Raw genomic sequence first — 20,257 nt, 5'->3', positions numbered from 1 at the left:
GTCAACCGGATCCGTGGGCATGGCATACCGGGCGGCGCGGGACGAGGCGGTACCTGTCCCCGGATCCAACACGGACGACGCGATCCCACCGGTTGACAGCTCGTGGGCCCGTCCGGTGGTCGGGATTCCGGCGCAGGGCCAGCAGCGGCCAGGGGCGGCGAGCGTGCAGGTCGACCGGGGGCAACCGGCAGTGCGGACTCCGACGGCCGCCCCCGCGCCGCAGCAGCCGCAGCCGCAGCCGCAGCCGCTGGAGCGTTGGCCGCGGGCGGCCGGCGAGGCTGGCGTTACGCAGAGACCAGTCGACGCGTTCTGGGATGTGGCGGTGGACAGGTCGTCGTTGGTGTCCGTGCAGCGGCCGGCCGTCGCGTCGGTGGCCGGCCCGGATCCGATGTTGCCGGTGCCGGCTGACGGGTACTGCATGCTGTACGCCTTCATCGCCACCGATCCGATCTGGGTGCGTGATGTGCTGCATCCGCACCTGCCCGTGGACTTGTACCAGTTCCTGTCCGATCCCGGTCGGGTGCGTGCCAGCGCGGTGGGGCTGGTCAGGTCGGAGGTGCCCCGGGAGTCTGCGCTGGCGCGGGTGAGCGCGTTGTTGCAGGGCCACGTCCGGGGGTACCTGGACAGTAACGCCGGGCGGTTGCCCGCGGATGTGACCAGGCAGCGGATCAACTTCCGGGAAGAGCGTGTGCGGCAGGTGGCGGCCCTGCACGACCACCAGCAGGTGCTGGATTGGTTGCGTTACCTTGACAGCCCTTACGTCACCGAAGCGGGCATGCTGCCTGCGGCCGTGATCGAGGACCGGTACCAGGCGGTGCGTGCTACGGCGATGCTGTCCGGCGGGTCGCTGGGTCTCGGCGCGCCGACGGACGTGCCGCAGCGGCAACTGGACTTCCTCACGCAGCACGGCCAGGGCTTCCCGGTGGACGTCCTGGAACCGGGCGCGGCCCGTGACTTCTTGGTCGTCGTGTTGAGCCAGTCCGACCGTCAGCTCGAACCCGACGAGCTGGCCGTGGTCCGAGCGGCGGTGGACAACTGGAAACAGCAGTGGGGCGCCCCGGTCGGGGAGTTTCTCGGCCCGCTGCTGGCCCACGCCACCGGCCGCCGGGTCACCATCTGGCGGGAATCCGGGCGGGGGACGCCACCGAAGATGAGCGACGAGTACGGTCCGGCCGCCGGCCGGCCGGTCGACCTGTACCACGTCGCGGCCGACCCGCACAACCCGACCATCCTCAACCACTACAACGCCGCCGCGGTCAATGACGGTCGACAGGGCGCCGGGGCTTCCCCTGCGACATCCGCACCGGTCCCCATCACTCAGCCGTGGCAGGCGCGGGTCGGTCAGGGGCAGCCGGCAGCGCAGACCTCGTCGCATCCCCAACTGACGGCCACCATCAGCTCGCGGCCCGAGCCCGACCAACCGGACCCGGAACCACGCACCACACCACTGGAGCGGCATCGCCTCGATCAGGGACGGACCGAGGTCATCTGGACCGACCCCGACGAGGTGTCAGCCGAACAAGAAGTCGTGTTGATGCGAGAGATCACCCACAACATCGAACCAGACCCGGCAATGGACGACGCCTTTCCCTGGCGCGACGATGACGACCCGCGCGGACGGGTCTATGCGCCCTTCGCCGACGAGAACGGCCAGGTGCACCCCGTCGTCCGTGCCAACGTCGACCGCATCACCGCCAGCATGGACTCGGACAAACAGTTCCTGAGTGGCATCGCCAGAAACCCGAACGATCCCCGGCTACCCCACGTACCGGACGAGGAGTTGGAGCGCCTGTGGCCCCTGCTCGAGCGGATGGTCGCAGCGGAGATCCGCCGACTGGTCCTCGGCGAATCATTGGAAAACCCACGAGTCAAAGTCCTCCGCATGACCGCAGACCTCCTGGAGCCTCACGAACGCGGACCCGACGTACTCGAAGGCAGGTTGGGATTGGCCCTGGAGGATGCCTTCGTGCAACGCTTCCTTCTGGAATTGCTCGGCGTGTACCCCGGCGCCGTACTCGAAAATCAGCGACAAATGGCGGCCTGGGAACGAGACTACCGGCTGTACCCATCCTATTCGATTAGCCTCGAAACCTCCCGCCCTTCCTACGGAGTTCGTGGTCGTCGGTCTCGCGGTCGGCGACTTGTGGCTCCACGCCGAGTCAAGCGCACCATCGCCATGAGCGCCGAAGGCTTCGCAAACTCCATTGTTTTCGCCAACACCGCACTCAAACCCGACACCAGGGAACCCGACATCTACCGCACCAACTCGGTGTACCTGCAATTCACCGTCAGGATCCCCGACAACAACAACAGAATCCGCCGACAAGAAATCATGGTGCTCTTCGGTCTGAACAACCTATTCAACCTCGTTATCAACCCCCATCGCATCGTCATCGCCGACTACGGCCCTCACTACTACGACAAGGAAGAGAATTTCCCACCCATCAACCCCACCAAACCCATCAAACAGGAACCCGACACCACGTCCCCACCGACCTGACCGCTGTACCGCCAAAACTCGTTTAGTGGCTTTGGCCTGGCATTTTGAAGATCATTTCAACCTCGATTCGTCAGAGGGTTTTGATCCCTCGTCGTCCGCTTCAGTTTGACCGTTTTGTCCCATGCGATGGGGGACTTTACAAATAACGGCTGATCGACCGATCAAGGGAGAGACGCCAGATGGCGCTCGTCTTCCCGGACAAGACATCGATGTCGGTGCTGTCCTCGGCCGCATGGGCGTCGGCCGAGCCGCAGGGCCCCGGCAAGGTGGCGGTATGACCGTTGTGGGCGTTTGGGTGCGGACGCTCCGGATCATGGTGGTATAGAGACGGGCGTGGCCTTTCGATGATCATCCAGGTGTCGAGTCTGGGAAGATCAAAGAGGACCACGCCCGTTGGGATCATCATCGCTGATTGACGTGTTGGCCGTGCACGCGGACCGCCTGGACGAGTCGTTGCCGGCGCAGCGCCGGTCGAGCCTGGTCGCGGCGTTGAGTGCGGTGCCGGACCGGCGAGATCCCCGCGGTGTCGTCCATGCGTTGCCTGGGGTCCTGGCCACGGCGGTCGCGGCGGTGCTGACCGGTGCCCGTTCCGCGGCGGCGGTCGCGGAGTGGGCCGCTGACGCGCCGCAGCAGGTCCTTGCTGAACTGGGCGTGTTCCGGGATCCGTTCACCGGGCTGTATCGGGCTCCGGACGAGTCCACGTTCCGGCGGGTCCTGGCCGGTGTCGATGCTGACGCCCTGGACGACACGGTCGGCCGGTGGGTCCTCGCGTGCCGGCCGGCGGCGGACACCGAGCGGCGGGTGTACAGCGTGGACGGCAAGACCTTGCGAGGCAGCGGCCCGGCCGGCGCCCAGGTGCATCTGCTCGCGGTGCTGGACCAGCACACCGGGACGGTCCTGGGTCAGGTCGACGTCGACGGCAAGACAAACGAGTTGACCCGCTTCCGGCCGCTGCTGGGCCCGCTTGACCTGACCGCGGTGGTCATCACCGCCGACGCCATGCACACCCAACGCGAGCATGCCCGCTGGCTGATCGACGACAAGAAGGCCGCCTACGTCTTCACCGTGAAGAAGAACCAGCCGCGCCTGTATCGCCAGCTCAAGACCCTGCCCTGGGCGAAGGTCCCGATCCAGGACGAGACCAGCACCCGCGGGCACGGTCGCTACGACATCCGCCGCCTGCAGGCAGTCACCTGCACCGGGCCACTCGCCCTGGACTTCCCGCACGCCACCCAAGCACTACGGATCGTCGCCGACGACTGAGCCTGACCACCGGCCGCTGGTCCACCGTCACCGTCTACGCGATCACCAACCTGAGCGCCGCCCAGGCCGGTCCCGCCGACCTAGCCGACTGGCTGCGTGGGCACTGGGCCATCGAAACTCTGCACCACATCCGCGACACCACCTACGCCGAGGACGCCAGCCGCCTGCGCACCGGCAACTCACCCCGCGTCATGGCCACTTTGCGCAACACCGCGATCAGTCTGCTCCGACTGGCTGGCGTCACCGCCATCGCCGCAGCCCTACGCCACAACAGCCGAAACCCGCACCGGCCACTCCAACTACTCGGGATCACCTGAAACGGTCATATAGCTACCTTGCCCGAGCCCTGGGCCGAGCCGACCGTCCGTCGGTCCCTTGCCGCGGCACTGTGCGCCGACGTCTTCTGGTACGACCAGGCGGCCTGTGCCTCGCCGCGGACCATCTTCTTGGTCGGTACCCCGATGGCGAACGGCCGAGCCCGGCAGGAGCTGGCGGTCGAGCTGGATCGGGCCGTAACGGCCGGTGGGTACGCCGTCGATACCGCCATGGCGATCGAGAAACTGACATCGGTTTGTGAACTCGCCGCGGATGGCCTGGCCACCCGGGTATCCCTGCGCCGCAATGAAGTGGCTCACGTCGATCTGGATGTCTCCGCCACGCCGCCCCGGCGGTGGCTGGGCACGGGCACCTTCGTCTGGGCGGAGGTCGGCGACCTTGCCGAACTAACGCCGATGCTGCGTCGGGGAGACCAGACGGTGACGCACTTTGGCTTCAGCCGTCGGCAGTTGAGCGACTTCGTCCGGCGTTGCGCCGACCGGGCGCCGGACCGCCTGGTGCCGGTCGGCCGGGCGCTGGAGTGCTCCACCGTTTGGGACGGGGTCGATCTCCTGCGCGAATTCACCCGCATCACCACCGTCGACGGCGGCTGACCGTCCACAGGTTGGACAGCTGCCCCTGTCCGTCCCGGCGGGCACCAACACGATCTCCTACGACGATCGTGGCCTGCCGCTCACCATCACCGGGCCGGCCGACAACACCTCGTTCTCGTACAACCGGGACGGAAAGCTAGCGTCGCGAACCGACGTCGCCGGGAGGACCAGCTACACCTACGACAACGTCGGCCGGTTGCGCACCGCGTCCAACCCGACGACGTCGATCAACGTCACCCTGGCCTACAACAAGCTCTCCCAGCCGGCGACGATCACCTACGGCACCAACAACAACGTCCGTACCCTGACCTACGACGACCTGCACCGCCTGAAGACCGACACCCTGAAGAACGCCGCCGGGACCGTCACTCTCGGCTCGATCACCTACGGGTACGACGCCAACGGCAATGAGACGTCGAAGGTGACCACAGGGTTCGCCGGGTCCGCGTCGAACACGTACACCTATGACCTGGCTGACCGGTTGACCTCGTGGAGCAACGGGACGACGTCGACCACGTACGCGTATGACGCCTCCGGCAACCGCACCCAGAACGGGTCGAAGACGTTCACCTACGACGCCCGCAACCAGCTGCTGACGCAGAACGACGGCTCGTCGTACCTCTACACCGCGCGTGGCACGTTGAAGCGCACCATGTCGGGGTCGGCCGCGTACGACACCCTGACCGACGCGTTCGGACAGGTGCGGTCCCAGCAGGCTGCCGGGGGCGTCACCACCAGCTACGACTATGACGCGCTGGGCCGGGCGATCAAGCCGGGCTTCACGTACACCGGTCTGGGTAACCACCGGGCCAGCGACGGCACCGCGACCTACACGCGTGGGCCGGCGGGGGAGTTGTTCGGTGTGGGGTCCGGCGCCGGTGCCGGTTCCCGATACGCCTGGACCGACCAGCACTGGGACGTGGTGGGGCAGTTCTCCGCCACCGGGACGGCGCTGTCCGGGTCGACGACCTATGACCCGCTGGGCAGTGTGCTGACCACCAGTGGGATGGTCGGCCATCTCGGCTACCAGTCGGAGTGGACGGACGGGCTCACCGTCCGCGATGGCGAGACCGGCAAGACGACCGTGTTGAAGACGACCCAGCACCACCCGTTCTGGGACGCCACCGACGGCAGATGGGTCGACGCCGGCAAGCTCGCGGTGGGGCACCGGCTGCGGGTGCACGACGACAAGCGCCTGGAAGGCGACGGCACCGGCGCCGGAATGGGCGGCGGCGGCCCCGGACACCAGCTCACCGTCGTCGAGGTACGCAACTACACCGGCGACAAGCGGATGCACGACCTCACCGTCGCCGACATCCACACGTACTATTAGCTCAGCCGTGAGCTCCTCCTCGGTTAAGATCCCGGCGTCACGCAGTTCGCCGAGCTTCCGGAGCAGTCTGCGTCCGCCGGCTGGCGATCGTCCGCAGGAAGCCCCACGAATCCAGGGAGATACCGATGCCGGAGCCTGAGCCCGTTCAAGACGCCCACGCCGACGACGCCGACACGCCAACCACGGCCGAGACCGAGACCGAGACCGACGAGCCTGCCGTTTACGCAAATCGGGCCACCCGACGCGGGAAGGGCAAGGTCGCCTCGCCTCATCCGTATGGAAAGGGTCAGCGCCTCGATGGTCGGGGCTCGGTCCAGAGCCCGCGCCAGTGGGGTAACCGCCGAAGTGGCTGATCCGTTGGTGGAACCTTCGTCGGCATACGGCTCCGGGTGTCTGCGGCGATGGTGGCGGGGACGCAGCGCGCGAGCAGCAGGGGTCTCCGAACTTCGACGGCCTCAGTCAACCCCGAAAGGATGATCATCGCGGTTTGCGCCAAGCGGATGCTTTGATATCGGGCCTGATGCGGTCGGTGCTCGTTGTAGTGCGTGACGTATTCGGCCAGGGTCGTCAGCGAGTGCGGGGGGTGATCCCGTTGAGGCACTCGCGCCGTACCGTGCGCACCCGTCTCTCCGCGTACGCATTGGCCTCGGCGCTTGCGGCGGGGTATGCAGGATGTCGATGCCTTCAGAGGCAAAGAACGTGGGCGTGCACTTCGCGTCGCGGTCACGGACTACCTCTTCGCGAGGGCGACAGACGGCAACGACCGGTCCTGGACATCGTCTCGCAGTGCCATTCAGGACCGGCCATGGCCGGGGAGTGCGGAGCTATTCTCCACCTGGGCGATCACTGCCGATGGTGCCCCTCGCATCCAAGGGTGAGCGCTACCCTTCCACCGCTCTCTTGAGCGCCACGACGTGACCCCCGCGGTCTACCGTCGTGACATCCATGAACCAAGCCGGAGAGGCCATCACAATGAGCAAGCCCGTCGATTACGACGCACCGCGCCGACCCGCTGTTGAGGTTGAAGACGACAGCCTGGAGGAACTCAAGGCGCGCGGCGCGGCGTCACAGTCAGCGAGAGTCGACCTCGACGAGGCCGAGGCTGCCGAGAACTTCGAGTTGCCCGGCGCGGACCTGTCCGGCGAGGAACTGACCGTAGCTGTCGTGCCGATGCAGCCGGACGAGTTTCGATGCGCGCGCTGCTTTCTGGTGCACCACCGCAGTCAGTTCGCCGCGCAGCCCGACGGCCGGGAGGTCTGCCAGGAGTGCTCCTGACCTCCACTGTCAGGGCACCATTTCTCGCCACTCCGGACGACCACCCAGCCACGCGTCGGCGAGGATCTTTGCCGACGCCCGACTCGGACAGGGGTGTAGCTTCGATCGGCCTGTGATGCCGCCGGTCTGCGCCTCTACTTCCCATCGCTGGCCGTCGGTGCGGATGTAGACGTCGCGACGCCCCCGCGGACTCCGGTCCCCGTTCCACCAATGGCGTTCGATTCTCACCTGCTGGCCGTATAGCACCACCTGCAGAAAGACGAACGGTAATGATCTTGGGAAGGCGGCCGCCGTAGTCGGGAAACCACGGATTGTGGACGAGAGTCAGGAGACCTGACCGGGCCGGCACGGGACGCATCCGCGGAGCGCCGCCGTCGCAGCGCCGCGTATGTCTTTCTGAGCGGATGTCCGGCGAGCGCATCCACGGACCGATCGAAGCGATACAACAGCGCGCCGACAGCGACCACGTTCGACCGCCTCGGCGCACGTACCTCCCAGCCATCCAGTCAAGCCCCAAGCTGGTCATGTCATAAGCTGTCCGACTCTCATCACCGGTGCCGAGACGAGCGGCGCCTACACCGTGCGCTGTTGCACTGCGGCGCCCACCCCGACCCGCGTCCCGATGGGTGCGGCGGTCGCGGATCGCGGCAACACCCTCGACGGGGACACGTTGACCGGGATGGCCGACGCGACAACGTACGCGGGCAAGGCCGAGCGGCGGTCCACCGCCACCGCCCGATCTGGTGGTCCAGTCGTGGAGACGTGCTGATCCACCTGCACAGGATGTCGGTACCTGCGACGCGTCGAACCGACACGCGTGGTAGCCCTACCGACTGGGCTCCGTTGCGTCGTGATGCCTAACGAGCCGTCGGCTTCCGGTCGGCGTCACGCTCGACACGGAACGGGGTGCGCAGGCGGGTCATCGCAGCCGAACTTACGTCGACGGCAGGTGTGTGGTCGAAAGCCGCATCTGCTCCCGGTGCTTCACGGAACAAATTCGGGTCATGCGCGGTTACATCAGTCAAGATCTGCTCCAATGTTTGCGCGCCAACGCGCGACCCACCCGCTCGCACATGCAAGCCGGGTGCGGAAAATGAGCGGGGCGGATCCGGCCGCTCGCCGGCGGGCGTGGATCCGTTTCGCTCGGCCCGTCGAACCTTAACCCAAAAAGCCATCGTGTACGGCCTGGGCCCGGGTGCGGGTAGATTGATCAACCAGTCCGCCGGTTCCGACCACGGCCTGCCTCTGATGTCGACCGCCACGCGCCGCGACCAATCGGTCAGCGCCGTGCAGGGCGGCCCCTTCCACGTTCGGAGACTCCCATGGTGGCACGCCGCCCCAGCAAGACACCCCTTGTCACACCCACCTCCTTCGCCGACCTCGGCGTGCCCGGCCGCCTGGTCGCCGCGCTCGAGCAGGCGGGCATCGGCGCGCCATTCCCGATCCAGGCCGCGACGCTCCCGGATTCACTCGCCGGACGCGACGTGCTGGGTCGTGGCAGGACGGGATCGGGCAAGACATACGCCTTCGCTCTCCCGGTCCTCGCCCGGCTCTCGGCCGCCACGTCTCCGCGGCTGCCCGGCCGCCCGCGCTCACTCATCCTGGCGCCCACCCGCGAGCTGGCGACCCAGATCGAAGCGACGATCGCACCGCTGGCCATCGGGCTGTCGCTGCAGACCCTGACGATCTTCGGTGGGGTGAGCGCGCGGCCACAGGTCAGTGCACTGCGTGCCGGGGTCGATATCCTCATCGCCTGTCCCGGCCGGCTCGCCGACCACGTGTCGACCGGCCACGCGATCCTCGACGCCGTCGAGGTCACGGTGCTCGACGAGGCGGACCACATGGCCGACCTGGGCTTCCTGCCGGTCGTACGGCGACTCCTCGACAAGACACCGCCCCGCTCCCAGCGGCTGCTGTTCTCGGCGACGCTCGACGCGGGCGTCGACGTTCTCGTGCGGCGGTACCTCTCCAACCCAGTCACCCACAGCGTCGACTCGGCGATGTCCCCGGTCGCCGCGATGACCCACCACGTGCTCCGGGTGCGTCACGATGACCGGCTCCCCGTCCTGATCGACCTGACGGCAGCCCCGGGGCGCACGCTCGTATTCACCCGCACCAAGCGGGGCGCCAAGAAGCTGACCAGCCAACTGGTCGCCTCGGGCGTGCCCGCCGTGGAGCTGCACGGCAACCTGGCGCAAAACGCCCGCACACGTAATCTGGCGGCGTTCTCCGCCGGCGACGCCCGCACGCTCGTCGCGACCGACATCGCGGCGCGCGGAATCCACGTCGACGACGTAGCTCTCGTGATCCACGCCGACCCGCCCGCCGAGCACAAGGCATACCTGCACCGCTCGGGGCGGACCGCGCGTGCCGGAGCGAGCGGCACCGTCGTCACCCTGATGACCGACGACCAGGTCACCGACGTGCGCGACCTCACCCGCCAGGCCGGCATCAACCCGACCATCACCCAGCTCGGGCCCGGTGACTCGCTGCTCACCGAACTCGCCCCGGGCGAGCGCCGCTTCGTGACGCCTCCCGTAGCGACGACGGCGCCGCATCACAGACCAGGCCACAGCGCCACGCGGCAGGATCCCCGCACGGCGACGGGCGGATCGACCGCCAGCGCAACGCGCGGGAGAGGCTCGGAAGGTCGTCGGGCGAGTGCCGCGGAAACCACGTCCGCCACACGGGGCGCGGCGGCGTTCTCTTCCGGCACGCGGGTTGGTAGCCGGCGCGGTCAGCGCTGACAGCGAATACACCGCGCGCGTGGCGCGCCCGTGCTAGCCTCACCGGGTTGCAACCTTCGGTTTGTCGCATACTTTGCCAGCGCCTGGTGGGTATCTAACCCGCCAGGCGCCTTCTGTCCTGCCGGTTCTTCCGGACCAGCAGCGGCGGCAACCGAGGGTCCGTACGTGGCGCTACCCAAAGGAGAAGACATGGCATTCGGCACAGTCAAGTGGTTCAACGCGGACAAGGGCTTCGGCTTCATCGCGCAGGATGGTGGCGGCGCTGACGTCTTCGCCCACTTCTCCGCCATCTCATCGAGCGGGTTCCGCAGCCTGGAAGAGAACCAGCGGGTCGAGTTTGACGTCGAGCAGGGCCAGAAGGGGCTTCAGGCCGCCAACATCCGTCTGGTCTGACGTTGACTCCGCCAAGCCGTGGCGACGAGGCCTCGCCCGCCGCCACGGCGGTGGCTGAGATCACGGACCGGCGAACGCCGGTCCGCTCCGACACCACGCTCCTTCCCGGCCTCAAACCGCTGGTGTTGCAAGCGCTGTCCGCCCCCGAGTGCGCGGCCGGGACCGCCAGCATCGACCGGCTCCGGCTGGCCCCGGTGCCGCTGGTGCCAGAGGTGCGACTGGTCATGGCCGAGGACGCGATCGTCCTCTGGGCCCGACTCGAAGCCGAAGCGGGCCACGTCCTCCCGCCGCCGTTCTGGGCGTCGGCCTGGACCGGCGGACAGGCTCTCGCGCGTTACATCCTCGATCACCCGGACACCGTGGCCGGTTGCCATGTCCTCGACGTCGCATCCGGCTCCGGGCTGGTCGCTATCGCCGCAGCGATAGCCGGCGCCGCCGGAGTCACCGCCAACGACATCGACCCCTACTCGATCGCGGCAATCAACGCCAACGCCCACGCCAACGGCGTCGAGTTGACCCTGTCGTCGAGAGACCTGCTTGACGGCGACGTTGACGGCATGGATGTGGTGTTGGCCGGTGACGCGCTCTACCACCCGTCTGTGGCGGCCCGGATGCTGCCGTTCCTCGCCCGCGTCGTCGCGAAGGGCGCTCGGGTCCTTGTTGGCGATCCGGACCGGGGCCACGTTCCCCATGACTGGCTGGAGCGGGTGGCGACGTACGAGATGCCGATAAGCGGCGCTCCGGAAGACGCGCAGCTTCACCTGACGAGCGTGCTCAAGCCACGACGCGACAAGGTGGACGACCGGCGGGGCCCGGCCACACCGCTGCGGCGTGAATCCCATCACTGCCGTACCCGTGAGTGAGCCGGAAGCTACTGCCAGCGCCACTGGCGCCGTGCGGGCGAGCGCCGTATCTGAGACGGTCTACGGCAACCGGTCAGAGAGCGATGGCCTCGACCTGTTCGACCCGCAGGGGCCGGCCGGCGAGGTCGTGAACATTCATAGAAAACCGCCACCACTCGACGGAGAATTGTTACCGCCGAGCCCGGCCTGACCCGGCGCTACGAGGTCCCGCCTGCGTCGTGTTCCAACTGTGAGAGCATCGCCTTCGGCCCCTGTTGGGGCTCGACCTGCCGGGCAGCCGCCTGTTCGTCGGCCGCCCTGGCGGAGTGCTTTTCGGCTCCAACCCCATCGCGGTTCGCTCGCACTTGATCAAGTAGAATCCACTGCCCATCCGAGTCATCAGGGTGCCGATGGCTGGTCGGGTGACGCACCACGGTCTGACGGGGCAAACGGCAAGAAGTCCGTTACCGGCGTTCCGGCTACGGTTTCTGACCTGGAAATATAGACCCGGGCGAGGTTGGCCCCGACGGTCTTCGGGCTGATGCAACGGCGCGGGATGCGTCGGAGGCCGTGCGGTGCGTACAGTTCCGGGTCGGACTTGGGGTGAGCCGGGTAGATCCGGCTCAGGGAACGGGACGAGACAGCGACGGCATGACGGCGGACAATATTACGGAAACCGGTCAATACGGCATTGATCCGACCCGGCTGGAGACCTGTCTCAGCGTCTTTGAGGCGTTGGAGGACCTTCCTCCCGATCACCCCGACGTGGTGCGGGTGCAGCGGGCCACAGCGAAGCTCTACAAGGTGATCAAGCAGCGGCGACGCAAGGAACAGCGGGATGCCATCGCGGCGGCCGACCGCGCGGTGACGGCGGCCACCGCCACCGGCGCCCCGGGCCGGATCGACGACGAGACCCAGGGCAACCCGCTCGCCTCCCCCACCGTGGGTGCCACGGCCGGCTTCCTGCACAATCCGCGCGGCTGCTACGTCTGCAAGCAGCGCTACCGCGAGGTGGACGCCTTCTACCACCAACTCTGCCCGCCCTGCGCCGCGCTCAACCGGGAGCGCCGGAACGCCCGCACCGACCTGACCGGCCGGCGCGCGCTGCTCACCGGCGGCCGGGCGAAGATCGGCATGTACATCGCGCTGCGGCTGCTGCGCGACGGCGCGCACACCACGGTCACCACACGGTTTCCCCACGACGCGGCCCGCCGATTCGCCGCGATGCCCGACAGCGCGGACTGGCTCCACCGCCTGCGGATCGTCGGGATCGACCTACGCGACCCCGCCCAGGTGATCGCCCTCGCTGACTCGGTCAGCGGCCAGGGACCACTCGACATCCTGATCAACAACGCGGCGCAGACCGTCCGCCGCACGCCCGGGGCGTACGCGCAACTCGTCGCCAGCGAGGTGGCGGCCCTGCCGGACGGCCCGCTGCCGGAGATGATCACGTTCGCCAAACCGGCCGGCCGGGGCAACCCTGCGGGCAGCCTGATCGGCTCACCGAAGTCGCCCGCGATCTCCCCGCACGCGCTCACCGCGCTGGCGTTGACCAGCGGCTCCGCCTCGCCGGAACGGATCGCGGCAGCCAGCGCCATCGACGCCGGCGGTCTGGTGCCGGACCTTGACCCGGTCAACAGTTGGGTGCAGCGGGTGCACGAGGTGGACCCGGTCGAGCTGCTTGAAGTGCAGTTGTGCAACGTGACCGCGCCGTTCGTGCTGGTCAGCCGGCTACGACCGGCGATGGCCGCAGCGACCGCCCGCCGCAAGTACGTGGTGAACGTGTCGGCGATGGAGGGCCAGTTCGCCCGCGGTTACAAGGGGCCAGGGCACCCGCACACCAACATGGCCAAGGCCGCGCTGAACATGCTGACCCGGACCAGCGCACAGGAGATGCTGGCCGACGGCATCCTCATGACCAGCGTCGACACTGGCTGGATCACCGACGAGCGGCCCCACCCGACGAAGATGCGGCTGGCGGACGCCGGCTTCCACGCCCCGCTGGACCTAGTCGACGGCGCGGCCCGCGTTTACGACCCGATCGTCCGCGGCGAACAGGGCGAAGACTTGTACGGCTGCTTCCTCAAGGACTACGCGCCCTGCGCCTGGTGATCGGCCCGCCCACCCCGCCGTCGGCCGCCCAGGCTCAGGCCGGCACGGTCAGCACCGTCGCCCCGTCCACGACAGGTCCAGTAGAAGGTTATCCACAGGGCGCTGGACGGGATCGGTGCAATCGTCAGGGTGGTTCCGGGCCAACCGATGGCCTGAGCCGTCGGTCAGCCTCGGCCCCGGTCGGCCAGCCGCGTCTGTCGCCGTTCGGCGAGGGCCGGCACGGGCGGCCCCGACCACTTCACGTTTGCCAGCCGGTGGGGGCCCCGCCGGCTTTGGCGAGGATGTAGGTCAGGTCGATCGGGTCATCGGCGGCGGCGTTTCTCGCCGGCCCGCCGTACGACGGTGCCGAAGGTGTAGGCGGGGTTGGAGCGGAATCGCGCCGGCAACTACCCGCCACCCTTGCGACGCCGGGGCGTGGTTCCTACGAGGCAGGCAACAGAAGCTTGGTAGAGTGAGTCTACGTAGAAAGCATCTACGTAGACTGGGATTACATGATGCCGGGAATCTTCGTCGGTCGAACGGCCGAACTTGCCTTGTTGCAGAAGCGGCTGGACCGGCTCCGAACAGGGAGTGCCGGACTGGCGGTCACCATCCGGGGCCGGCGCCAGGTGGGCAAATCGCGGCTCGTCCAGGAGTTCTGCAACCGCGCTGAGGTGCCTTACCTCTTCTACGCCGCAACCAAGGGCGCGTCCTCTACCGAGGCGATCTCCACCTTCCTGGCCGAGTTGCGTGATTCACCGCTGCCGACGAACCCGGATTTGGTGCCGATATCCGCCGGAGGTTGGCCAGACGCCTTCCGGTCGCTAGCCTCTGTCCTCCCGGACGTCCCATCCGTGGTCGTTATCGACGAGGTTCCATGGCTTGCCGAGCAGGATGCGCTCTTCGACGGCGCGTTGCAGACGGCTTGGGACCGGCTACTGTCCACCAAGCCCGTACTCCTTCTGCTCCTAGGCAGCGACGTCCACATGATGGAGCGGCTGACCGCATACGACCGGCCGTTTTTCGGCCGCGCCGACGCGCTCGTGCTCGGGCCGCTGAGCCCGGCGGAGACGGCGCGCGCGCTGGATCTCAGCGGGGCAGATGCAATTGATGCGCATCTGATCTGCGGAGGTCTCCCGGGGATCATTAGGGCCTGGCCACCGGCCAAGCCGCCGCTGGCCTTCCTCGAGGAGGAGTGCGCCGATCCGGCCTCGGTCGTCTTCAGCATCCCGGAAGCGGCGCTGCTGGCCGAGTTCCCCGCGCCGGACCAGGCACGCCGCGTCCTTGAGGCAATCGGTGGCGGCGATCGGGCCTATGCCAACATCGCCTCGACGGCAGGCGGTGCCCAATCTCCGCTCGCGTCCGGTCTGCTCTCCCCTCTCCTGCGCCGGCTGGTGGAGGAAAAGAGGGTGCTGGCCGTCGACGAGCCGCTGTCGACGAAGCCGAGCAGACCGGCGTTGTATCGAGTCGCCGACAGCAACTTACGCCTGTACCTGGCGATTCTCCGTGGCGCGCAGGAACAGGCCCGTCGAGGCCGCCCGGAGGCAGCATTCAAACTCGTCCAGCGGCGCTGGAAGGGATGGCGTGGCCGCGCCGTCGAACCGCTTATCCGAGAGTCCCTGGAACTCGCCGCGATCGCCGGAAGCCTGCCCTGGTCAGACGTGCAGGCGGTTGGGGGTTGGTGGAACCGCCAGTTCAACCCGGAGATCGACATCATTGGCGCGGACCGGGCGCCGGTGGCTCAGACCGTCTACTTCGCGGGTTCGATTAAGTGGCTCAGCAGTCCTTTCGACGCGCGCGACCTTGCCGAACTGGCGGCGGGCGCGGCACAGGTGCCCGGCTTCGACCACAGCCGTTGCGGGCTCGTGATCGTCTCCCTCAGCGGCGTGTCGCCACAGGTCGACCCGACGAAAGCGGATGTGGTGTGGGGTCCTTCGGAGATCTTGTCGGCCTGGCGGGGGTAACCGCACAGGCCGCCTACGCGATCTGCTCCGGGTTGAGCCGCTTCCGCGCGATGCGACGGTTCTCGTGCGGGTGGGCCAGATGCGGCGGAGAAGCTGACTGCTCACGCCGGCGGGTTCAGACCGCCGCACAGCACGGCGGGTGACGTGGTCGACGACCCCTTTACTCGGCCGGATTATGCTTGAGGCGACCTGGGCAAACGTGCGTGAGCATGCCGCTGGGCCACCGGACTACTTCTGGTCAGGGGTCGTCGGTTCGAATCCGGCCGTCCCGACAGTGAAATGGTTTCCGCAGGTCAGCGACTTGCAGGAGCCCTACTTTTATTGCTTGGCATGGATGCCCGGTCTAGCACGCCGCTGTTGGACTCCTTGACTCGGGCAGGTTGTCAGGTCACTACTGGATCTTCAGAAGCTCACCGTCGGGGGGCTCCTCGGGACTGTCCCGGACCTGGGCCGGGTTCCTTCGGGACTGGGACCGGTCGCTGCGGGCCGGGAACTACCCGCAGACCACCCGCTACAACTACTTGCTCGCCGCCGCGCAACTTGGCCGCTATCTGGGGGAGCACTCGCCGGACCCGGATGCCGAGGACGCGGCCGACGACCCGTGTCCGGTGACGCGGGCGCACGTGGAGGCGTTCCAGGCGTGGATGATCGACACCAGGTCCGCGTCGACGGCGTTGAACAAGCACAAGGGGTTGCAGCAGTTCTTCAAGTGGCTGCTCGTTGACGAGCAGGCCATCGACCGGTCGCCGATGGAGCGGGTGCGGCAGCCGAAGACGCCCCGGAAGCTGATCCCGGTAGTGTGCGACGAGGACACCGGCAAGCTCCTCGACGCGTGCAAGGGCAAGGGCTTCGCCAATCTGCGCGACGAGGCGTTGATCCGGCTGTACTGCAACACCCGGTGCTCGGCTGTCCGAAGTCGGCAACCTCCTCGTTGCCTCGCAAGGCTGCACGTCAGCTGCCGCGTGAATCGAGCCAGTTCCCGGGCAATCGGCCCGGCCGCACGCCGCCGAGCCGTTCTCATGGAGTGCCCCGACGCCGAGGCGACGGTGCGCGCACCCTCGCCCTCGGCGTCGCCGCGTCGGTAGCCGCGAATGTCCTGCACGCACAGCCGAGCCCGATCAGCCGGTGGATCAACTCGATGCCGGGACTGCCGCCTTCGCCTGATGCCCGAGGCGGTAGGCGTCGCCCTCAGGCAGCACGTGTCCGCCGGTCGGAGCGGGGAAGTGGCTGCCCAGTAGAAGGGTGCCGGTGCCGGCGAGTGAGGCGAGCAGCCGTCGGCGGGTGGCCTCGGCCTGGGTTGCGTCGATGTCGACGCAGGAGCTCAGCGAGGGATGGGCCAACTGGACGGGGTGGTGGAGGGCGTCGCCCGAGATCAGTGCTGTCTCTCCCGCACTGCTGAGGTGGACGGAGATGTGGCCGGGGGTGTGGCCGGGGGTGGGTAGCAGCCGCAGCCCCGGGGCGATCTCGATCCCGTCGCCGGGGACCTCGACGGGCTCGAGCAGACCGGCCTGTTCCACCGGGAGCACCGAGTCCTCGAACATCTGCCGGCGCGGCGCGTCCATTGCGTACCCGGCCCAGAATTCGCGCTCCACGCGGGAGGTGATGTGGCGGGCGTTGCCGAAGGTGGGAACCCAGGTTCCGTTGACCTCGTGGGTGTTCCAGCCGACGTGGTCGGTGTGCAGGTGGGTCAGCACGACCAGGTCGACGGAGTCCGGCGTGAAGCCGACGCTACGCAGGTTGTCCCGGTAGGTGGTGTCGAGGTTGTGCCAGGCCGGGTTGGCGCGGCTCTTGCCGTTGCCGATGCCGGTGTCGACGAGCACCCGCAGTCCTTCGGTCTCGACGGCGAAGCTGTGGCTGTGCAGGCGCAGCTCGGCGTCGGGGCTGGCGAAGTCGGGGCGTAGCCAGTCCTGCCGGGCGACCAGGTCGGGGGTCGCGTCCGGCAGCAGCCACCGCCCGGTCTGTGGGGCGAGCAGCAGTTCGTCGATGCGGTGGATGGTGATGGAGCCTACGGTCCAGGTGGCGGTCATGGCGCTTCAGTGTCCTTCGGTGTTGGGGATCGAACGGGGAGCCAGGGCGAGCACCACCGAGGCGGCGAGTCCGAGCAGGACGGTGCCCACGGCGTAGACGTGCGTGGCGGTGGCGAGACCGGACGTGCGGGCGACGGCGCCCACCGCGACGGCGGGCAGGCTCATCGCCAGGTAGTTGACGATGGAGCACACGGCGACGACCGCGGCTCGGTGGCGCTCGCCGACCGGTGCGGTGATGATGCGTACGCTGCCCTGGTTGACCATGCCGAACGCGGCGCCGGCCAGTACCGCCCCGCCGAGCAGCGCGGGCGGTCCGCCGCCGTGCAGAGCGGCCACGGTCAGTACCGCGGCGAGGGGTACGGCCAGGCTGCCGACCCGAACTGCCGCGCGGGGTGCCGCTCTGGTGAGCAGCACAGCCGGTACGGCGGTGACCGTCACAGCGAGGAAGATCAGGCCGCCTGCCGCGAGGGGCAGGTCCGGGGCGATGTGCAGCAGCAGGGACGGGCCGAGCGAGGAGTAGAAGCCGCCGAGCGCCCAGACCGCCACCATCGCCGCGGCCAGGATCCGCAGTTCGCGGCGAGCCGTCGCGGGCACCCGGAGCTGACGGCGCGGTGGGGCCGAGTTGATGTGCGTTGCGCCGGTCGTCGCAGTCGCCGTGGCGGGGGTGGACGGCCGCATGGAGCCGGGCGGTCGAAGTCGCGGCTCTGGCCCTGTGAGGAGCATCGCTGCCCCGGCGATGAACAGGACCGCCAGGGCGAGGTAGATCATCACGGTGTTCTCAGGGCGGAGGTAGACGAGCACGGTCGCGGCTACGACGCCGAGCGCCATCCCTGCGGGAGGTGCGACGCTGTTGGCCAGCGCACCGCGTCCCGGGCGACCGGGGGCTTCGAGGTCCAGCAGGGCGGCGCCGGCCGCCCCGATGGCCACGCCGGTGGCGATTCCCTGTACGGCCCGCGCGGCGATCAGCAGGCCAGGCCCGGCGGCAACAGCCAGCAGCAGCATCGCGACCGCCTGGACGATCAGAGCGATCACGGTGACCGGTTTACGGCCGTAGCGGTCGGACTGGGCGCCGGCGAGCAGCAACGCCAGCAGCAACCCCACGGGGTAGACGGCGAAGACGACGCTGATCGTGAGTTCCGAGAGTTTCCATTGCTGCTGGTAGAGCGGGTAGAGCGGGGTCGGCGCGCTGGAGGCGGCCAGCAGTGCGATGAGCACCGCCGCGTACCGGGGGAAGAGTCCCGCTGGCATGACACCTCCACTTAAAGCTATCCGTTTGCGTTAGTGGACCGTAGCCCGTATGGTTCCCTAACGCAAACCCTTAGCTTTAAGTGGAGGATGTGCATGACCACCCCCCTCACGCCCCCGGAGGCGGCCGCTCTCGCCGCCCGTGCCGGGCTGCTGGTCGAGGAAGCCCGGCACGCCGGGCTCGCGGCGGCGACCAACCACATCCACGACGTCGTCAACGTCCTGCGGGAGCTCGACTTCGGCGACACACCACCGGCCTTCGTGTACGAGGCCGGCACGCGTCAACAAAAGGATGATCATGCAGCTGCCTGACCTGTCGCTTACCGAACTCGCCGCCGCGATCCAGGCTCGCGAACTCTCGCCCGTCGAGGTGGTCGACGCCGTGCTGGAGCGCGCCGAGCGCACGGAGCCCCAGCTCAACGCGTACTCCGCGATCGACGCCGACGGAGCGCGCGAGGCGGCGCGCGCGGCCGAACGCGCGCTGGCCGCCGGCCGGGACGCTGGCCCGCTCGCCGGCATCCCGGTCGGCATCAAGGACCTCATCGACATCGAGGGCAGACCCACCGGTGCGGGCTCCGGGGTGCGCGACGGCCACCGCGCCGAGAAGGACAGCGCGGTGGTGTCGAGCCTGCGCGACGCTGGGGCGATCATGCTCGGCAAGACCCACACCCACGAGTTCGCCTACGGTCTGATCACGCCGCAGACGCGCAACGCCGTCAACGGCGACAGGGTGGCCGGCGGATCCAGCGGAGGGTCCGCGGCAGCCGTGGCCGCGGGCAGCGCCACCTTCGCCCTCGGCACCGACACCGGCGGCTCGATCCGCGTCCCGGCCGCCCTCAACGGCGTGGTGGGCCTCAAGCCGACGTACGACCTCGTGCCCCGCCAGGGCGTGACGTCACTGTCGTGGTCCCTGGACCACGTCGGACCGATCACGCGTACGGTCGCCGACGCCGCTCTCGCCCTCTCCGCCCTCACCGGGCGCCGCGCCGCGCTGCACACCGAATTGCGCGGAATTCGCGTGGGCGTGCCGCGGAACTACTACTTCGACCGGCTCGACCCGCAGGTCGAGAGGGCGGTGCTCGCCGCCGTCGACAAGCTCGCCGCGCTGGGCGCCACCCTCGTCGACGTGGACATCCCGATGACGCGCTACCTCGTCCCCGCGCAGTCAGTGATCATGCTGGCCGAGGCGAGCGCCTACCACGAGCACACCCTGCGCGCCGCCGCCGACCTGTACGGCGAGGACGTCCGCGGCCTGCTCGAAGCCGGCGGGCTGCTGGGCGCCGGCGAATACCTGCGCGGCCAGCGTGCCCGCACCCTGGTCCGGGAGGCATGGTCAGGGCTGTTCACCGAGGTCGACGTCCTCGCCGCTCCGACCGTGCCGATCACCGCGGTTCCGATCGGGCAGGAGAGCATCGTCTGGCCGAACGGGGAGATGGAGAGCGTGACGGACGCGTACGTGCGGCTCTGTGCTCCCGCGAACCTGACCGGTTTTCCGGCTCTGAGCGTTCCGGTTGGCCTCGACGAGGACGCCCTGCCGATTGGCCTGCAGCTGATCGGAGCACCCTTCACCGAGGACGTCCTGCTGCGCGTCGGTCTGGCCCACGAGGAGGCTACCGGTTAAAGCGAAACGTTTGCCTTAGGCTGGTGA

The 20,257-nt window shown here is 68.4% G+C and carries 16 protein-coding genes and 1 pseudogene; 15 read left to right on the top strand and 2 right to left on the bottom strand.

Annotated features, from left to right (window positions below; genetic code table 11):
* Positions 1 to 163: 163 nt before the first annotated feature.
* From JD77_RS00835 to JD77_RS00780, 13 genes and pseudogenes are all read left to right on the top strand, one after another.
* Positions 164 to 2,500 carry a hypothetical protein gene (locus tag JD77_RS00835; RefSeq protein ID WP_145772604.1) on the top strand — a complete coding sequence of 779 codons (2,337 nt, stop codon included), beginning with the start codon at positions 164 to 166 and terminating at the stop codon, positions 2,498 to 2,500.
* 426 nt (positions 2,501 to 2,926) lie between these two features.
* Complete coding sequence (locus tag JD77_RS00830; protein ID WP_281292072.1) at positions 2,927 to 3,763, top strand: ISAs1 family transposase; 837 nt, start codon at positions 2,927 to 2,929, stop codon at positions 3,761 to 3,763.
* Between the two features lie 335 nt (positions 3,764 to 4,098).
* A pseudogene (locus tag JD77_RS35320) lies at positions 4,099 to 4,269 on the top strand (acyl-CoA reductase); the annotation flags it as partial.
* 39 nt (positions 4,270 to 4,308) lie between these two features.
* Positions 4,309 to 4,692 (top strand): hypothetical protein, encoded by a 384-nt coding sequence (locus JD77_RS35010; protein WP_342799618.1) that lies wholly within the window; start codon positions 4,309 to 4,311, stop codon positions 4,690 to 4,692.
* The gene (locus JD77_RS00820) at positions 4,646 to 6,025 is read left to right on the top strand and encodes a hypothetical protein (RefSeq protein WP_145777359.1); all 1,380 of its coding nucleotides are present in this window, start codon (positions 4,646 to 4,648) and stop codon (positions 6,023 to 6,025) included. The genes JD77_RS35010 and JD77_RS00820 overlap by 47 nt, the downstream gene beginning before the upstream one ends.
* 945 nt (positions 6,026 to 6,970) lie before the next feature.
* Entirely contained in the window at positions 6,971 to 7,300 is a 330-nt protein-coding gene (locus tag JD77_RS00815) for a DUF4193 domain-containing protein (RefSeq protein ID WP_425463554.1), read from the top strand.
* Positions 7,301 to 7,922: 622 nt separating this feature from the next.
* Positions 7,923 to 8,069, top strand: a complete 147-nt coding sequence (locus tag JD77_RS31735; RefSeq protein ID WP_170286336.1) for a hypothetical protein — start codon at positions 7,923 to 7,925, stop codon at positions 8,067 to 8,069.
* Between the two features lie 553 nt (positions 8,070 to 8,622).
* Positions 8,623 to 10,047: a DEAD/DEAH box helicase gene (locus JD77_RS00805; RefSeq protein ID WP_145772601.1), complete on the top strand. Its 1,425-nt coding sequence runs from the start codon at positions 8,623 to 8,625 to the stop codon at positions 10,045 to 10,047.
* 189 nt (positions 10,048 to 10,236) lie between these two features.
* Entirely contained in the window at positions 10,237 to 10,440 is a 204-nt protein-coding gene (locus JD77_RS00800) for a cold-shock protein (protein ID WP_073838002.1), read from the top strand.
* Positions 10,441 to 10,562: 122 nt separating this feature from the next.
* Entirely contained in the window at positions 10,563 to 11,303 is a 741-nt protein-coding gene (locus tag JD77_RS00795) for a class I SAM-dependent methyltransferase (RefSeq protein WP_246141181.1), read from the top strand.
* Positions 11,304 to 11,933: 630 nt separating this feature from the next.
* On the top strand, positions 11,934 to 13,394 hold the full coding sequence (locus JD77_RS00790) for an SDR family oxidoreductase (protein ID WP_145772600.1): 1,461 nt from the start codon (positions 11,934 to 11,936) through the stop codon (positions 13,392 to 13,394).
* Between the two features lie 491 nt (positions 13,395 to 13,885).
* Positions 13,886 to 15,337, top strand: coding sequence for an ATP-binding protein (locus JD77_RS00785; protein ID WP_246140474.1), 1,452 nt, complete (start codon positions 13,886 to 13,888; stop codon positions 15,335 to 15,337).
* Between the two features lie 380 nt (positions 15,338 to 15,717).
* The gene (locus JD77_RS00780) at positions 15,718 to 16,422 is read left to right on the top strand and encodes a tyrosine-type recombinase/integrase (RefSeq protein WP_246140473.1); all 705 of its coding nucleotides are present in this window, start codon (positions 15,718 to 15,720) and stop codon (positions 16,420 to 16,422) included.
* Positions 16,423 to 16,467: 45 nt separating this feature from the next.
* Here JD77_RS00780 and JD77_RS00775 read toward each other — a convergent pair whose 3' ends face one another.
* Entirely contained in the window at positions 16,468 to 17,364 is an 897-nt protein-coding gene (locus tag JD77_RS00775; RefSeq protein ID WP_145772599.1) for an MBL fold metallo-hydrolase, read from the bottom strand.
* A gap of 6 nt (positions 17,365 to 17,370) precedes the next feature.
* Positions 17,371 to 18,612, bottom strand: a complete 1,242-nt coding sequence (locus tag JD77_RS00770; RefSeq protein WP_145772598.1) for an MFS transporter — start codon at positions 18,610 to 18,612, stop codon at positions 17,371 to 17,373.
* Positions 18,613 to 18,705: 93 nt separating this feature from the next.
* Between JD77_RS00770 and JD77_RS00765 the strand changes: the two genes are divergently transcribed.
* Together JD77_RS00765 and JD77_RS00760 are read left to right on the top strand one after the other, a co-directional pair.
* Positions 18,706 to 18,921, top strand: coding sequence for a hypothetical protein (locus JD77_RS00765; protein ID WP_145772597.1), 216 nt, complete (start codon positions 18,706 to 18,708; stop codon positions 18,919 to 18,921).
* Positions 18,908 to 20,230 (top strand): amidase, encoded by a 1,323-nt coding sequence (locus JD77_RS00760; RefSeq protein ID WP_145772596.1) that lies wholly within the window; start codon positions 18,908 to 18,910, stop codon positions 20,228 to 20,230. Before JD77_RS00765 ends, JD77_RS00760 begins: the two co-directional genes overlap by 14 nt.
* Positions 20,231 to 20,257: the final 27 nt, after the last annotated feature.

Source organism: Micromonospora olivasterospora, from assembly GCF_007830265.1.
GTDB classification, from domain to species: Bacteria; Actinomycetota; Actinomycetes; order Mycobacteriales; family Micromonosporaceae; genus Micromonospora; species Micromonospora olivasterospora.
The sequence above is the reverse complement of the archived record's forward strand: the minus strand, read 5'-3'. Positions and strand labels throughout refer to the sequence as shown.

What these genes read in the sequence shown, in the direction of transcription:
- JD77_RS00790 (WP_145772600.1), top strand. Translation starts at nt 11,934, where the DNA reads ATGACGGCGGACAATATTACGGAAACCGGTCAATACGGCATTGATCCG.
- JD77_RS00775 (WP_145772599.1), bottom strand. Translation starts at nt 17,364, where the DNA reads ATGACCGCCACCTGGACCGTAGGCTCCATCACCATCCACCGCATCGAC.
- JD77_RS00785 (WP_246140474.1), top strand. Translation starts at nt 13,886, where the DNA reads ATGATGCCGGGAATCTTCGTCGGTCGAACGGCCGAACTTGCCTTGTTG.
- JD77_RS31735 (WP_170286336.1), top strand. Translation starts at nt 7,923, where the DNA reads ATGGGTGCGGCGGTCGCGGATCGCGGCAACACCCTCGACGGGGACACG.
- JD77_RS00800 (WP_073838002.1), top strand. Translation starts at nt 10,237, where the DNA reads ATGGCATTCGGCACAGTCAAGTGGTTCAACGCGGACAAGGGCTTCGGC.
- JD77_RS00805 (WP_145772601.1), top strand. Translation starts at nt 8,623, where the DNA reads ATGGTGGCACGCCGCCCCAGCAAGACACCCCTTGTCACACCCACCTCC.
- JD77_RS35010 (WP_342799618.1), top strand. Translation starts at nt 4,309, where the DNA reads ATGGCGATCGAGAAACTGACATCGGTTTGTGAACTCGCCGCGGATGGC.
- JD77_RS00760 (WP_145772596.1), top strand. Translation starts at nt 18,908, where the DNA reads ATGCAGCTGCCTGACCTGTCGCTTACCGAACTCGCCGCCGCGATCCAG.
- JD77_RS00770 (WP_145772598.1), bottom strand. Translation starts at nt 18,612, where the DNA reads ATGCCAGCGGGACTCTTCCCCCGGTACGCGGCGGTGCTCATCGCACTG.
- JD77_RS00765 (WP_145772597.1), top strand. Translation starts at nt 18,706, where the DNA reads ATGACCACCCCCCTCACGCCCCCGGAGGCGGCCGCTCTCGCCGCCCGT.
- JD77_RS00815 (WP_425463554.1), top strand. Translation starts at nt 6,971, where the DNA reads ATGAACCAAGCCGGAGAGGCCATCACAATGAGCAAGCCCGTCGATTAC.